The sequence below is a fragment of the Shimia sp. Alg240-R146 genome (assembly GCF_947331465.1).
Taxonomy (GTDB): Bacteria; Pseudomonadota; Alphaproteobacteria; order Rhodobacterales; family Rhodobacteraceae; genus Shimia.
Map to the genome: position 1 here is coordinate 1346527 of NZ_CAMZOK010000001.1, position 14654 is coordinate 1361180.

Genomic DNA, 14654 nt, shown 5'->3' on the forward strand with positions numbered 1-14654 from the left:
GTCGGAATCAGTCTTTGCGGAACAGTTTGGCCTTGCCGTGGCGCGATGTCAGGTGAATTTCGGAGGCCTGCCATGTGCCTTGGACACGCGCATAGGTGATAGACAGCGGTGAGGTTTTGAGCTCGGCCAACTCTTCGGCGGAATAGCCGCCGATGCGATCGTAGGTGCCGGAACAGGTGACTTTGGCGGCGTCACCGTCACGGTTTTTCAGGGTGATGCGAACAAGGCGTGTGCCGTCAAACTGGGTTTGGTCAAACTGGCACAGCGTGCCGTCTGTCTGGCTGCGCAGTGTCAGCCACATCATCGTCATCGGGTCGATCGCGCCCTGTTTTGCAGCATCAGAGATCGGGGTTTCGGGATCCTGCGCGCCCGCAGTTTTGGTGGGCAGTCCGTTGGAGAACCGCAATTTGGTTTCCGACACTCGTCGACCGGTGTCGATGGCGCCGTCGTAGGCGGTTGGCACCAATTGGTCCTGCCGCACACGACCATTGGCGGAAATCTCGAACCGGATACGTTTGAGAACCCCAGCCAGCCCTGTGGTTTTGAAAGCGCCGCTGCCTTTGTAGGTCGTCGCTGTTTGCGTTGTGGCAACCCGCAGCTCTCCGACTTTGAGGCCAAAGGCATGCACGGACCAAAGTTGGGTCTCGTTGGCCGCAGCTGCAGCTGGCAAGCCGAGGGTCATGCAAAGAGCGACCCGTTGTCCCAATTGGTGCAAAAGTGGTCGGTGGGCTAGACAAGAGTGTTTTGGGCGGGGCATGAACAGGGCCTAGATCATTACAGGTGACGGCATGGATATCGCAGACTTGCGTGACAGGATATTGAACCAAGAGCGTCGGGCGCTTGCAAGGGCCATCACGTTGGTTGAAAGCGCACGCGAGGATCACCGGGCGCAGGCGGCAGACTTGATAGACAGCCTGCGCGGAAGTGGACGTCAGGCGTTGCGCATTGGGCTGTCGGGCACGCCGGGGGTGGGCAAATCCACGTTTATCGAAAGCTTTGGTATGATGTTGACCGCACAGGGGCTGCGCGTTGCAGTGCTGGCGGTGGATCCAAGTTCCGCTCGCTCAGGCGGATCGATTTTAGGTGACAAAACACGGATGGAGCGGCTGAGCCGAGACAAAAACGCCTTCATTCGCCCGTCACCTAGCCAGACCCATTTGGGCGGTGTCGCGCGACGTACGCGCGAAGCTGTGGCGCTTTGTGAAGCTGCCGGTTTTGACGTTGTGTTGATCGAAACGGTGGGTGTGGGGCAATCCGAGACTGTGGTGGCAGAGATGTCGGACCTGTTCTTGTTGCTGTTGGCGCCCGCGGGTGGCGACGAATTGCAGGGGGTGAAGCGCGGCATTATGGAAATGGCCGACCTGATCTTGGTGAACAAAGCGGACGGCGATTTGAAATCTGCGGCCATGCGCACCTGCGCGGATTATTCCGGTGCCTTGCGCCTTTTGCGCAAACGCCCGCAGGATCCGGAAGAGTTTCCCAAGGCGATGACGGTTTCAGCTTTGCAGGAAGACGGCCTGTCAAAGACGTGGGAAGAAATGCGCACGCTGACCGAGTGGCGCAAAGAGGCCGGACATTGGGCCACGCGGCGGGCCGATCAGGCGCAGTATTGGTTTCATGAAGAGTTGCGACAGGCGTTGTTGGCGCAATTGCAGACAAAAGACGCGCAAGCCGTGGTAGCTGATTTGGGTCGCAGGGTTGCTGCGGGGAGCGTTGCTCCATCGGCGGCGGCGGACCAAGCATTGGCGGCACTTGGGATTACTCAAAGCTGAGGCGTTGCTTTTTAGGTGCCGCGTGGTGCGGCCGCCCTGCGCAAACGATCATTGATAGCCCGGCCTAGGCCTCTTTCTGGCACAGGTGAAACCGCGATCGGGCTGTCTCCCTCTTGGTCGAGCTTGTGTAAATGGTGAAACAGGTTGGCGGCGGCTTCGGTCAAGTCGCCGGACGGGCTTAGATTCAGCGCGGCGCCGTCGACCTTGCCAAACCCCAGTAAGCGTTCGGTTGTTTCGACCTTGATCGCGTTCAGTCGCACCGGCGCGCCGGGGGCATAGTGTGACGTCATCTGGCCCGGCGCGGTTAGGGCGTCGCCGACTTGATAGAGCGCGAGCGGTGTGCCAAGCGCGGCCTCAAGGGCTTCCTGTGGCAAGCCGCCCGGACGCAAGAGGCGTGGCGTGTCTGCGAGACCCAATATGGTGCTTTCCACCCCAACGTCGCAGGTGCCGCCATCAACCACGGCTTCGATGCGGTTCGACAAACCGGCAAGTACATGCGCGGCCTCGGTCGGGCTGATACGGCCGGAGGGATTGGCCGAGGGCGCGGCGACGGGACCGTCAAACGCGTTGAGCAAAGCCCGCGCTACCGGGTGGGCGGGGATGCGGATCGCCAAAGTCGGAAGGTCTGCCGTTACAAGCGGGGAAAGTCCGGCGCCGGGCCGCAAGGGCAGCACCAGAGTTAGCGGTCCTGGCCAGAAGGCGCTGGCAATTCGATCGGCGGTGTCATCCCAAGCGACGTAACGTTTGGCAGCTTCTACATCTGGGACATGCACAATCAAAGGGTTGAAACGCGGTCGGCCCTTGGCTTCAAAAATTCGCGCCACAGCCATATCGTTGCGCGCGTCAGCGCCAAGCCCGTATACGGTTTCGGTTGGAAAGGCCACGAGCCCGCCTTGACCGAGAATATCGGCTGCACGGGCAAATCCGGTCACATCAGGCGTGAGGGTTTCAGTTTCCAACGGGACGGCTCCTGTGACGCTGCGTTCTTCTATCATAGGGCTCTTTCGCCCCTTACCGTAAAGCGAAATGCTGCATACAAGCCGCAGCAGTTAATGCCAAGCCTGCCGGAGAATGTTATGCCGTTTCGCGCCCCTGTGACCGATTTTCAGTTCCTGTTCGACCATGTCGTCGATTTTGCCAACGTGACCGCGACCGCGCGGTTTGCTGATGCGGATCGTGAAACCACCGAAGCCATTCTGCTGGAAGCCGGTAAAATGGTCGAAGAGGTGATGGCACCATTGAACCGCGTAGGCGACCTTGAAGGCGCCCGATTGGAGAACGGCAAGGTGCGCACGTCGCCGGGATTTGGTGACGCTTATAAGCAGGTGGCAGACGGTGGCTGGATTTCAACAAGTGCCGATCCGGAATACGGCGGCATGGGCCTGCCGCATTCGATCACCACGGCTGTAAATGAGATGATGGCGTCCGGCTGTTTGGCATTGCAGTTGAACCCGTTGATGACACAGGGACAGATCGAAGCGCTGGAACATCACGCCAGTGACGAGATCAAGGCGCTTTACCTGCCCAAACTGATCTCCGGTGAATGGTCCGGCACGATGAACCTCACTGAACCTGCCGCGGGTTCGGATGTGGGGGCGTTGCAGTCCAAAGCAGTGCCAAATGGCGATGGCAGCTATGCGGTGACCGGTCAGAAAATCTATATCACATGGGGCGACAACGATTTCACCGAAAACGTTTGCCACCTTGTTTTGGCACGTTTGCCCGACGGTGTTCCCGGGACCAAAGGCATCAGCCTGTTTATGGTGCCGAAGTTCATTCCGGATGAAAACGGCAAGCCGGGCGTGGCGAATACACTGGGCGTTGTGAGCCTTGAACATAAGCTCGGCCTGCACGGCAGCCCGACTGCTGTGATGCAGTTTGATGGAGCCCAAGGTTGGCTGGTTGGCGGCGAGCACGACGGTATGAAGTCGATGTTCACCATGATGAACAACGCCCGTCTGGGTGTTGGTGGTCAGGGTATCGGCGTCGCCGAAAGCGCCTATCAGTACGCGCTGGGCTATGCGTTGGAACGCAAACAGGGCCGCACGCCGGTTGATGGCGGCACGGGTACCATTCTGGAGCACGCCGATGTGCGCCGCATGTTGGCAGGCATGAAAGCCGACATTTTTGCAGCGCGGGCCATTGAAATGGCTTGTGCGGTGGCAATCGACATGAACACCGCAACCGCTGACAAAGACTGGAAAGCCCGTGCGGCCTTCCTGACGCCGATTGCGAAGTCTTTTGGCACAGAAGTTGGCATGGATGTTGCCCAGCAGGGCGTGCAGGTGCACGGCGGGATGGGCTTTATCGAGGAAACCGGCGCCGCGCAGTTCTTGCGCGATGTGCGGGTGACTGCGATTTACGAGGGCACCAACGGTATTCAGGCGATGGACCTTGTTGGGCGCAAGTTGATGGACGGCGGCGACGCGGCTTATGCCTTGCTGGACGAAATCGAAGACTGCGCGGAGAAGGTGCGCGAAAGTATGTCCGATCTGGCAGAACCCTTGTGGCAAGCGTCCGAGACTTTGCGTGAGGCCACCGAATGGATGGTTGCGCAGACCGACATGAACGAGCGGTTCGCCGGTTCAGTACCATTCTTGATGGGTTTTGCCCGTGTGTTGGGCGGATACTTCCACTTGAAAGCGGCGATTGCAGAGGGTGGCGACGGCGCCCGCAGCAAGCTGGCTGCGTTTTATATCAAACGGTTGCTGCCTGAGCACTCTGGACTTCTGGAACACGCCATGCAGGGTGCCGCTGGAATTTATGCGCTGAGCGCGGAAGAATTGGGAGCCGCTTAATGAGCGACACAAAGGCAGCAGGTATTCGATATCCTTGGGAGACCCCGCCCGAAGTGGGAGAGGCCATCGAGGTGGCCGAAGGGGTTTTGTGGATACGGTTGCCGCTGCCGATGGCGTTGGATCATGTGAACGTTTACGCGCTGGACGAAGGGGATCACTGGACCATCATTGACACCGGTTTTGACAGCAAAAAAGGTCGCGCCATCTGGGGCGATCTTTTGGCTGGCCCGCTGGGGGGCAAGCCCGTTGGCCGGGTGATCGTGACGCACCATCATCCGGACCATGTGGGCCTTGCCGGCTGGTTTCAGACAGAGCACGGCGCCAGCCTCTGGACCACGCGCACTGCGTGGCTGTTTGCCCGTATGTTGCAGCTCGACGAGCAAGCTGTACCGCGGCAGGAAACGCTGGATTTCTACCGCAGTTGCGGCATGGACGAGGCGATCTATCAAGAGCGCGCCAGCGAGCGACCTTTCAATTTCGCCGATGTGGTGGCACCGATGCCGTTGGGCTTTAAGCGCATCAAGCAGGGCGACGTGGTTGAGATTGGCGGGCGCACGTGGGATGTGCATATCGGCAACGGCCACGCACCGGAGCACGCAACGTTCTGGAGCCGTGACGACAATTTGGTGCTGTCAGGTGATCAGATCCTGCCGTCGATCAGTTCCAACATCGGGGTTTACGCAACTGAGCCGGAGGCCGATCCGGTGGCGGATTGGCTCGAGGCATGTGAGCGCCTGTCCCTGTTGGCGCGGGATGATCAGTTGATCCTTGGCGGGCACAAGCTGCCCTTTACTGGAGCACCAACGCGGATGCGGCAGCTCATCGAGAACCACCATGGGGCTTTGAGGCGTCTGCGGGACCATCTTGATGCGCCTATGACCGCTGCGGAGTGTTTCCTGCCGCTGTTTAAGCGCAACATTGAGGGCGGGGCTTATGGCCTTGCGTTGGTCGAGGCGCTTGCGCACCTGAACCATCTTTATCATGTTGGCGAGGCGCGCCGCACAGTTCGGGAAGACGGCGCCTATTTGTGGCAACGCATCGACTGAAAAGGTCACCAACTATGAGCAACGACATCAAAACCACCGCCGAAGCCGTTGAGGCGGCGGCCCTGCCGCGCAGCCATGAGGTGCACTCCGATCCGGATGCAACCCCAGTAGAAGTGCCTGACGGCGTTGCCAAAAAGCCTGTGGCCGAAAAAAGCCCTGCGGAATGGGCCTATGAACGGCTGATCATGTATATCCAGAATTTCGAGAAGCAGCTGGATGGCGACCACGAGGTGGCGATGGGGTTCACGGGTGGTGATGCCGGAGTGCTGCGCATCGAGGGTATGGGGTTCTTTGATCCCGATATTGTGACGTTTTACGGCAGCGACAGCAGTGGCATCAAAACCCAGCTGGTGCAGCATGTGAGCCAGCTGAACGTGTTGTTGCGGGCGTTGCCGAAACCGGCGGAGCAGTCTGAAGCTGCGCGCATTGGGTTCCGGCTGGCGGATGATCTTGAGAGATCGTGACGCCTGTGCGTCAATGTCGTGGTGACAGGGCCACGTGAATCGGGTATCCAGCCAGAAATGGAAACGATCAGGGCGCCTGATCAGAGGGAAAGAAGGCTTGGGCACGCCCCGGGCTAGCGAACAAGAGGGAACGCGACTATGGCGGAACATGAACACGGCACGATGGACACCAAAGTTCAGGAAAAGACCTTTGAGGGCTTCGTCAAATGGTCGATCGGTGTGGCCGCTGTGTCGATTGCCGCGCTGATCTTTATGGCTCTGGTCAACAGCTGATTGCGGGTCCAAGCGTCATGAAATCGGTGTTGCGTATGTGTGCCGTGGTTGCGGCTGTTGTGTCCGTGTCGGCTTGTACTGTGCGCAATCCGGTCAAGGAAAACTCTCCTGATGCAGAGGTCCTGGCAGCGCGTTATGTGCATGACGGGCCAGCCCGATTGACGCTTTATACCATGCGCTCCAACCGCAACGGGTCTGGCGCACACACGTCGCTGTTGATCAACGGATCGGAGCGGGTTGCGTTTGATCCGGCCGGCTCGTTTCGCAAGGACGGGGCGATTGTTGCGAAGAATGACGTGGTTTACGGCATGACGCCGTGGATGGTCGATCAATACACCCGGTTCCATGCGCGCGAGACTTATCATGTTGTGGTGCAGTCCCTCGATGTGAGCCCTCAGGTCGCCGAAATGGCGCTGCGTAAGGCGCAGTCGTTGGGGCCGGTGTTGGAATCGCAATGTGCCCAGTCAACGTCGCAGGTTTTACGGGCACTGCCCGGATTTGAAGACGCGCCGTCGACGCTGTTTCCGGTCAAGCTTGAAGAATACTTTGCCGCCAAGGGCGCGACCTATGAGCGTCTGTTTGAATATGACGACGATGACAAATCCAAGGTGCTCGCGGCCTTTACGCCGCAGTATGAAGACGAACCTTTGAGCCCGACGAATTGATTGTCGGCTTTTTGTCAGCTTAGAAAAAACAATCCGAGATAAAGCGTTGCGGCGCCGCAGAAAATCGCGGCCAGCACATTTTTGCTGAAGTACCCCACGCCAAGCGTGACCAGCGCCGCGGCCATACGTGCGGGATCGGGCTGACCGCCGGTGGCGGCGGGCCAAAGAACCAAAGGTGCCACAAGGCCGGGAAGCACAGCGACGGCTGTATAGCGCAAATGGCGTAGCACCCATGGCGGCATTTCACGGTCGCCAACCAGACCCAAAAACAAGAAGCGCAGGCCGAAGCTGCCAATCCCCATCGCGATGATGATGATCCAGAGGTCGGATTTATCAATCATGATGCGTCCTCGCTGCTGGTCTTGCGATCCAGCCATAGTTCCATTTGTGCACCGGTCATCATGCCGGCAACGCCCGCGACAATCAGGCCGAGGTTCCACGGCAGAAACGCAAACAGTATGGCGCAGGTCACAGACACAAAGGCGGCGGCAACATGCGCGCCGGTGCGCAGCATGGGGCCGATCATTGCGATGAAAGTGATCGGTACCGCAAAATCAAGCGCAAGTTCGGGCGGGATCGACTGACCCACCATCGCGCCGATGAGCGACCAGAGATACCAGTTCGGCAACACCGGTGTAATGACACCAAAGAAGTAGGAAGTTTTCTGCGCCAGCGTCATGGCTGGGTTCTTTTCATACTCCAACGTGCTGAGCGCGTAGCTTTGATCCACCAACGTGTAAGCTGCAAATGCGCGCCGCCAAAACGGCAGCGCGCCAAGGTGGGGCGTAAGCGAGGCCGAGTACATCGCCATGCGCAAGTTCACAGCGAGGGCAGAGGCAATCACAACGACAGTTGGTGCGTTGTCGTGCATGAGTTGCAGTGCTGTGAATTGAGCGGCACCTGCGATGACCACCGCCGAAAAGGTCATGGTTTCAAAGACGGTCAGTCCCGCCTCGGTCGCGACAACGCCAAACAGCAGCGCAAAAGGCGCAACCACGAGAATGAACGGCATTCCGTCTCGTATGCCTCGCAGATAGGTGGGGCGATCATAATAGGAGGGCATCGGGACTCGCAAAAGGGATAAGGAAACACTCAGACTGCAAAGGCGTAGCGTGGGTTAAGGGGGGATGCAATGAATGATGATTCATCTGTGGTCACTTTGGCAAAACCGGATTAGGTTTCGGTGAGCTGGAGGAGCCTATTTCATTGAGCGACCAAGAATTTTTGCAAGACTATATTGTCGCGCCAGATCCCGGTGCCGCTCGGTTGACGCGGGCAGTGACAGGACGCGATCAAGAGGGCCGTGAGACCACGATTTCAGTGGTCGAGGAGCGCCCGCTGACGATCTATTTGAACAGTCAGGAAATTGTCACCGCGATGACGATTGGCGACTATCCCGAATTTCTGGCGCTTGGGTTTTTGCTCAATCAGGGCATGGTTGCGCCTGATGATGAGGTGATAGACGTTCAGTATGACGAGGAACTTGAGGTGGTCGTAGTGCGCACCGCGACCGAGACCAACCACGAGGAAAAGCTTGCCAAGAAAACCCGCACCAGCGGTTGCGCTGTGGGCACTGTCTTTGGTGACATGATGGAGGGGCTGGCTGGCGTTGTGTTGCCGCCGACGCAGGTGCGCACCTCGGACCTTTACGCGTTGGCCCACAAGATCAACCGCACCCCGTCGCTTTATCTCGAAGCCGGGGCCATCCATGGCACGGTGCTGTGCCAAGGCGCGCGACCGCTGGTCTATATGGAAGACGTCGGGCGGCACAACGCTGTCGATAAAATCGCGGGCTGGATGTTTCAGGAAGGCGTGCGGGCGGACGACAAGGTGCTGTACACGACAGGGCGTCTGACCAGTGAGATGGTCATCAAGACTGCGATGATGGGCATTCCGGTGCTGGTGTCGCGCTCTGGATTTACGGCATGGGGTGTGGAAATCGCACAGCAGGTCGGCCTGACGCTGATAGGCCGGATGCGCGGGCAGCGGTTTGTTTGTTTGAGCGGCGAGGACCGGCTGCTGCGGGATGTTGACCCGAAGAGCGTCGGCGATGAAGACAAAAAACACCGGCGCAAAGGGGCGGGGACGTGACGTTTGAATTTGAGCAGAGTGGGCCGGTGGATGCTAAGGTAATGGCGCGGGCGATAAAGGGTTGCCCTAAGAAGCACGGCAGTCTCCGATCAAGAATCGTGAGTTTTGCGCTGGGATCATTCCTTGCAGCAGTCTTGGGTGTAGGTGGTATCGCGATTGCGATTGGTGTCGCTTTCAAGGTCGGTTATGGGCAAATTGCACGTGACATGCCTGTCGTTTTTGGCGGCTTGTTCTTGGCGCTCCTATTATGGAAATTGGCGTTTGCGTATAATTTTCGAGTTCACGTCGGTGCCCTATTGAAGTCGCCAATATACTCCGGAAACACACGGTTTTCCTTCGGCAAAGAGGGTTTGTCGATGGCAACCGACAACGCCAAATGGGAGGTTAAATGGCCTGCTGTGACCGGTTTCAAGGCTACAGCGGACGGCTTTTTCTTCTACTCGGGCGCTTTTGTTTATGTCCTGCCTTCAACAGCTTTTGGCAATGCGGATCGGGATACTTTTGTCGGCGCCATCAATGAGCGGAGAGCTGCCGCATGAAACAACCTCTCGGTGTGATACTTGCGGGCGGACAGGCCACGCGCATGGGCGGGGGCGACAAGGGACGCTTGATGCTTGGCGATCGCTCGATCTTGTCGCATGTGATTGAGCGGCTGGAGCCGCAAGTGGCGGGGCTGGCGCTTAACGCCAATGGCGATGCCACGCGGTTTGGCGATCTGGGTTTACCGGTGATCGCAGATGATCTGGACGGGTTTGCGGGACCGCTGGCGGGTGTTCTGGCGGGGTTGGATTGGGCGGCGGAACAGGGGGCAGAGACAATTGTCACGGCAGCTGCCGACACGCCTTTTTTTCCTTGTGATCTTGTGCCGCGCCTATTGATGGCAACAGATGAAATGGAGCATCGTCTGGCGTTGGCGGCAACGCCGCGTGGCGCAGGTGAGGCAACCAAATCCATGTCCCGATCCGGCCTGATCCGGCACCCAACTTTTGGCCTTTGGCCGGTGGCTTTGCGTCATGACTTGCGGGCAGCGCTTGACGGCGGCCTGCGCAAAGTGGTGCTTTGGACCGACCCGCACGGCGGGCGTTTGGCGGAGTTTCCCACGGAGGGTGGCAATCCGTTTTTTAATGTGAATACCGCCGAAGACCTGGAAACGGCACGGCGCATGGTGGGGGCAGTATGACTCAGAGAATTTACGGCGTTGTGGGGTGGAAGAACGCTGGCAAGACAGGGTTGATGGAGCGGCTTGTGTCCGAAATCACCGGGCGTGGATATTCGGTTTCGACCGTAAAACATGCGCACCACACCTTTGACGTGGATCAGCCGGGCAAGGACAGCCACCGGCACCGCACAGCAGGCGCGCGCGAAGTTCTTTTGGCCTCAGGCGCGCGATGGGCGCTGATGCATGAGCTGGCCAAAGAGGAAGAGCCGCCACTGGAGTTGTTGCTGTCAAAGCTGGCACCGGTCGATTTGGTTTTGGTAGAGGGATACAAGCGCGATGCGCATCCCAAAGTGGAAGCGTTTCGGGCTGAGACCGGCAATCCTTTGATCGCGCCCGATGATCCAACCATTCGCGCCATTGCAGCAGATGAACCGGTCATTAGTGACCGCGTGGTGTTTGATTTGAACGACACATCGGTGATCGCTGATTTTGTGCTTTCGGAAGTGGGATTGATACCGACACCGGCAGGGGCCCTCTAAGATGTCTGATCCGCTCAAGCCGCCCCCATTGACCGACGATTGTTTTGCTTTGCCGGCCGGCACCCATTGGACGCCGGTAGCAGAGGCGCATGCCATGCTAAAAGATCGTTTGTCCGTGGTGGTGGGTACAGAGACTGTTGCGTTACACGCGGCTTTGGATCGGGTTCTGGCGCAGAATGTCACGGCCCGGCGGGCCAATCCGCCGGAGGCCAACTCTGCGGTGGACGGGTATGGGCTGCGCCATGCGGACACGGGCGATGGACCCCAGACAATGTCGCTGGCGGCCGGACGTTCGGCGGCTGGCGCGCCATTTCAAGGCACGCTCGCGGACGGTCAAGCGGTGCGTATTTTGACAGGGGCCACAATTCCCGACGGTGTGGACACGGTGATCTTGCAAGAGGACGTGACCACAGATGCGTCCCGGATTGCGTTTCACGGCTCTCTCAAGCGCGGTGCCAACGTTCGGCGAGCCGGGGAAGACGTTGATGCGGGGGATGTGATTTTGGCCGCAGGGCGGCGAATTGCGCCTGCGGATCTGGCGTTGGCGGCGGCGACGGGGGTGTCGGAGTTACCCGTGCGAAACCATTTGCGGGTGGCTGTGCTTTCGACGGGTGACGAGTTGGCCCAGCCGGGAGAGGCCGCGCGCTCGGATCAGATATATGATGCCAATCGGCCGATGTTGCTTGCTATGATAGAGCGGTTTGGCTTTGAAGCGGTCGATGCGGGGCGGGCGCCGGATGATCGGGCTGAGCTCAAACGCATGTTGGATAGGGCGGCTGAGGCGGCAGATTTGATCCTTACTTCAGGCGGGGCCTCAGCGGGGGATGAGGATCATTTGTCGGCATTGCTGAACGAAAGCGGCGCCATGACGATGTGGCGACTTGCGATCAAGCCGGGGCGACCGCTTGCATTGGGGATGTGGCGTGGAAAACCGGTGTTTGGCCTGCCGGGAAATCCGGTGGCGGCCATGGTGTGCTCGTTGATCTTTGCGCGTCCGGCAATGGGTGCGTTGGCCGGTGAGGGGTGGCAATTGCCGGACCCGATGATGGTGCCGGCCAATTTCACCAAAGGCAAAAGACCGGGACGGCGAGAGTATCTGCGTGCGCGCTTGCGCGATGGCAAGGCAGAGGTTTTTTCCTCGGAAGGGTCAGGTCGGATAAGCGGGTTGAGCTGGGCAGAGGGTCTGGTCGAATTGCCGGACGGCGCTTGCGAAGTAGCCCCCGGAACGGAGGTCGCATTTTACAGCTACGCCGCCTTTGGACTCTAGATCAGGCCAATAGCAGCGCATTACCCTCGGTAGTGTGGCTTGGCTAAAATTTTCGCAAAAAGTGTGATACTCTCTCAATCTTAGACGGACCAAGCAGCGGTGCATGGTTTTTTGAATTCAAGATTGGAGGGAGGAAACAATGCCAAGAGATGAAGCCACAATATCCGAACTTGCCGGCGTTCCCACGCATTACGGTCGGTTCGACCCGCCATTTGATTATGGCAGCAAGGGAAAAGCACGTTCGTTCAAATGCCGTGATGTTCTCAAGCAAACATTGAACGACTGTTGCACGGAGCTTTTTGATGTTTGGGGTAAGGGCAAACCCAGCATAATTCTGTCCGCAGGCACACTGGGAGACGGTGAAAATGCCCATGGGAAGGGGTATGCTTTTGATCTGGATGGGTTTTTTTGGGGCGACGAGCGTTTCATGATGGATGAATACGCGAAGGACAGGCGGTTTTATAACGGCATCAATGCGCAGTTGTTTCTCTATTTTCCGCAAGTGCTGAGTTTTCACTATCCCCGCCACCACGATCATTTTCACATGGATTTCAATTCTTCCAAACGGTTTCGCTCGGCGTCCAATGCGCAGATGTTCTTTGTTCAGTCAGCCTTGGTCTACATCTACGAACAGAATATTGGCAAAACCGGGAACGATGGTGACGGCGTGGATGGGATTTATGGAGATGACACCAAAAAAGGCATCACCGCAGCGCTAAAGGACACTGGGCTTTGGGGACAAGGCGGATTGTCCAAGCCAGAGGTTTGGGCCAAATTCCTCACCATGACCAGAGATCTGGCGTTTGGCTAGGGGAGCGGTTTTTAGTCGAAAATCCCTGCCACGCGGCCCAGGAGCATGAAGGCATGCGCCGTGCGCGTGTCGGCAAGCGCTGCGATTTCGGCGTCGGTTGCGGTTTCCTCGAACTCGACAAAACTGGTGTCAAACCGGCGCAGGAAGTGGTGCGCTGCATCGCGAAAAATCGGGTCCTGCTTCATGCGGCCCGCCGCAAGCGCGAGAGAGCTGCGGTCACGCACGCCTCCCAATGCAGCAATTGCGCGGCCGCGTTCGCCGGCGGCGAAGTGGCGCCAGATTTCGGGACGCGCCAGATCGGGGCGCAGGTCGTCCATATAGATGCCATCCTGACTGAGCAGGGTCAGAATGTCTTGGCTGGCTTGGATGAGATGCGCGGCCTTACGGTCTTTGAGAGCCATGCGCAGCGCGGCAAAACCTTCTGCGTCGTCCGGGTTCTCAGGGAAATTTAGCGCCGTGATGAAGTCGGCGCGCGACAGAGGTGGGCCAAGTTCCTCAGCAGGGGTGCCGAGTTCCAAAAGCCCCTGATTTTCAATCTGGTCGGAAGTTGGCGCTTCGGCGGATTTGCGAATGCCACCTTCGCGTTCGCGGCTTGTTGAAAACGTTGCCAGTGCGGATTCTGTTTTGCGGGTTGCGGCCGCGATTTCGTCTAGTTTTTGGGTCACGGAATTCTCTGCGTTCATCTGGACCTGAGCACCCTGAGATTGCGCCACATAGGTGCGCCGCATCCCGTCAATTGCAGCCTGTAGGCGCGCACTTTCCTCGCGCACGACCCGCGCCGAACGCGCGGCTGTGGCCGCAACCCAAATCATGGCAACAGGCATGAAAATCGCCAGCAACGTCATGATGAAACGCAGGTTGTCCACTTTGCCAAACGCGTCGGTGTCCAGCACAAGAAAGAAAACAACAGCGCCTGCAAGCCAGACGAAGCTGAGGGCAACCGCGATCACCTCGACACCGGTCACGCTTGGAGCGTGTGGCTTGTCATAGATGCCCAGCGGGGTCGATTTGCTGTCGTTTTCGTCCGTCATCTTTTGCTGACCGTTTGACTGGCTCATTTGAAAGTGATGCTCAGAACTTCGTAGCTTTTTTCGCCGCCGGGTGTGCGCACCTCGACGCTGTCACCTTCGTCTTTGCCTATCAAAGAACGGGCAATGGGTGACTTGATGTTGAGCAGACCTTTTTCGACATTGGCTTCGTGTTCGCCCACGATTTGCCAGGTCTTCTCCTCGTCGGTGTCTTCATCAACGAGCGTCACGGTGGCGCCAAATTTGATGGCGCCGGAAAGAGTCGTCGGGTCAATAACCTCTGCCAAACCAATCACGCCCTCGAGTTCCTTGACGCGCCCTTCGATAAAACCCTGCTTTTCACGCGCGGAATGATACTCTGCGTTCTCTTTGAGGTCGCCGAGTTCACGCGCTGTGGCAATCGCCTCGATAATTGCGGGGCGTTCCACGGATTTGAGTTGCTTCAATTCCGCTTCGAGCGCCGTGTAGCCGGCGCGGGTCATTGGTAGTTTTTCCATGGGGCGGTCCCGTTGGTCGTGGCCCTCGTATGCGAACACAAAGGCAGGTCAGTCTTAAAACACGTGGCGCAACTTGCCCTAAGGCCGTCTTGAATTGCAAGAGCAGAGCGCGTTGTTGGCCCAAATATGCTGTGGCGCAGCGAAACATGTCCTTTTAGGACGAAATGTCGTGGGGTTCTGATTGACGGAAACGTTAAACTCAGGCTAGCAGATGCGAAAGAAAATTACGCCAGCGATCCGGGAA

At 58.3% G+C, this 14654-nt stretch carries 18 protein-coding genes; 12 read left to right on the forward strand and 6 right to left on the reverse strand.

The window, feature by feature from the left end:
* Positions 1 to 7: 7 nt before the first annotated feature.
* Positions 8 to 682 (reverse strand): DUF3108 domain-containing protein, encoded by a 675-nt coding sequence (locus PG871_RS06485; protein WP_270727410.1) that lies wholly within the window; start codon positions 680 to 682, stop codon positions 8 to 10.
* A 106-nt stretch (positions 683 to 788) separates the two neighbouring features.
* Between PG871_RS06485 and meaB the strand changes: the two genes are divergently transcribed.
* Complete coding sequence (gene meaB, locus PG871_RS06490) at positions 789 to 1772, forward strand: methylmalonyl Co-A mutase-associated GTPase MeaB (protein WP_270727412.1); 984 nt, start codon at positions 789 to 791, stop codon at positions 1770 to 1772.
* Positions 1773 to 1783: 11 nt separating this feature from the next.
* On the opposite strand, the gene PG871_RS06495 is transcribed toward meaB, so the two are convergent.
* Complete coding sequence (locus tag PG871_RS06495; RefSeq protein ID WP_270727415.1) at positions 1784 to 2767, reverse strand: L-threonylcarbamoyladenylate synthase; 984 nt, start codon at positions 2765 to 2767, stop codon at positions 1784 to 1786.
* Between the two features lie 81 nt (positions 2768 to 2848).
* On the opposite strand from PG871_RS06495, the gene PG871_RS06500 reads away from it, so the two are divergent.
* From PG871_RS06500 to PG871_RS06520, 5 genes are all read left to right on the forward strand, one after another.
* Positions 2849 to 4570: an acyl-CoA dehydrogenase gene (locus PG871_RS06500; RefSeq protein ID WP_270727418.1), complete on the forward strand. Its 1722-nt coding sequence runs from the start codon at positions 2849 to 2851 to the stop codon at positions 4568 to 4570.
* Complete coding sequence (locus tag PG871_RS06505; protein ID WP_270727420.1) at positions 4570 to 5616, forward strand: MBL fold metallo-hydrolase; 1047 nt, start codon at positions 4570 to 4572, stop codon at positions 5614 to 5616. The genes PG871_RS06500 and PG871_RS06505 overlap by 1 nt, the downstream gene beginning before the upstream one ends.
* A gap of 14 nt (positions 5617 to 5630) precedes the next feature.
* On the forward strand, positions 5631 to 6080 hold the full coding sequence (locus tag PG871_RS06510) for a DUF6173 family protein (protein ID WP_270727423.1): 450 nt from the start codon (positions 5631 to 5633) through the stop codon (positions 6078 to 6080).
* A gap of 138 nt (positions 6081 to 6218) precedes the next feature.
* Positions 6219 to 6353: an aa3-type cytochrome c oxidase subunit IV gene (locus tag PG871_RS06515; protein WP_270727426.1), complete on the forward strand. Its 135-nt coding sequence runs from the start codon at positions 6219 to 6221 to the stop codon at positions 6351 to 6353.
* A gap of 17 nt (positions 6354 to 6370) precedes the next feature.
* On the forward strand, positions 6371 to 7018 hold the full coding sequence (locus PG871_RS06520) for a hypothetical protein (RefSeq protein ID WP_270727428.1): 648 nt from the start codon (positions 6371 to 6373) through the stop codon (positions 7016 to 7018).
* A 14-nt stretch (positions 7019 to 7032) separates the two neighbouring features.
* Here PG871_RS06520 and PG871_RS06525 read toward each other — a convergent pair whose 3' ends face one another.
* Together PG871_RS06525 and PG871_RS06530 are read right to left on the reverse strand one after the other, a co-directional pair.
* Entirely contained in the window at positions 7033 to 7359 is a 327-nt protein-coding gene (locus PG871_RS06525; protein ID WP_270727431.1) for an AzlD domain-containing protein, read from the reverse strand.
* On the reverse strand, positions 7356 to 8081 hold the full coding sequence (locus PG871_RS06530) for an AzlC family ABC transporter permease (RefSeq protein WP_270727433.1): 726 nt from the start codon (positions 8079 to 8081) through the stop codon (positions 7356 to 7358). The genes PG871_RS06525 and PG871_RS06530 overlap by 4 nt, the downstream gene beginning before the upstream one ends.
* 143 nt (positions 8082 to 8224) lie before the next feature.
* On the opposite strand from PG871_RS06530, the gene PG871_RS06535 reads away from it, so the two are divergent.
* The 6 genes from PG871_RS06535 (at position 8225) to PG871_RS06560 (ending at position 12885) form a co-directional block, all read left to right on the forward strand.
* Positions 8225 to 9109, forward strand: a complete 885-nt coding sequence (locus PG871_RS06535; RefSeq protein ID WP_443020469.1) for a formate dehydrogenase accessory sulfurtransferase FdhD — start codon at positions 8225 to 8227, stop codon at positions 9107 to 9109.
* Positions 9106 to 9648, forward strand: coding sequence for a YcxB family protein (locus PG871_RS06540; RefSeq protein ID WP_270727435.1), 543 nt, complete (start codon positions 9106 to 9108; stop codon positions 9646 to 9648). The genes PG871_RS06535 and PG871_RS06540 overlap by 4 nt, the downstream gene beginning before the upstream one ends.
* Positions 9645 to 10289: a molybdenum cofactor guanylyltransferase MobA gene (gene mobA / locus PG871_RS06545; protein ID WP_270727437.1), complete on the forward strand. Its 645-nt coding sequence runs from the start codon at positions 9645 to 9647 to the stop codon at positions 10287 to 10289. Before PG871_RS06540 ends, mobA begins: the two co-directional genes overlap by 4 nt.
* Positions 10286 to 10807 (forward strand): molybdopterin-guanine dinucleotide biosynthesis protein B, encoded by a 522-nt coding sequence (gene mobB, locus PG871_RS06550; protein ID WP_270727439.1) that lies wholly within the window; start codon positions 10286 to 10288, stop codon positions 10805 to 10807. Before mobA ends, mobB begins: the two co-directional genes overlap by 4 nt.
* Position 10808: 1 nt before the next feature.
* Positions 10809 to 12074: a molybdopterin-binding protein gene (locus tag PG871_RS06555; RefSeq protein ID WP_270727441.1), complete on the forward strand. Its 1266-nt coding sequence runs from the start codon at positions 10809 to 10811 to the stop codon at positions 12072 to 12074.
* A gap of 139 nt (positions 12075 to 12213) precedes the next feature.
* Positions 12214 to 12885: a hypothetical protein gene (locus tag PG871_RS06560; protein ID WP_270727443.1), complete on the forward strand. Its 672-nt coding sequence runs from the start codon at positions 12214 to 12216 to the stop codon at positions 12883 to 12885.
* Positions 12886 to 12896: 11 nt separating this feature from the next.
* Here the strand turns inward: PG871_RS06560 and PG871_RS06565 are convergent, their stop codons facing one another.
* Both PG871_RS06565 and greA read right to left on the reverse strand, forming a co-directional pair.
* Positions 12897 to 13943 (reverse strand): hypothetical protein, encoded by a 1047-nt coding sequence (locus PG871_RS06565; RefSeq protein WP_270727445.1) that lies wholly within the window; start codon positions 13941 to 13943, stop codon positions 12897 to 12899.
* On the reverse strand, positions 13940 to 14410 hold the full coding sequence (gene greA, locus PG871_RS06570) for a transcription elongation factor GreA (protein WP_270727447.1): 471 nt from the start codon (positions 14408 to 14410) through the stop codon (positions 13940 to 13942). Before greA ends, PG871_RS06565 begins: the two co-directional genes overlap by 4 nt.
* Positions 14411 to 14654 lie beyond the last annotated feature (244 nt).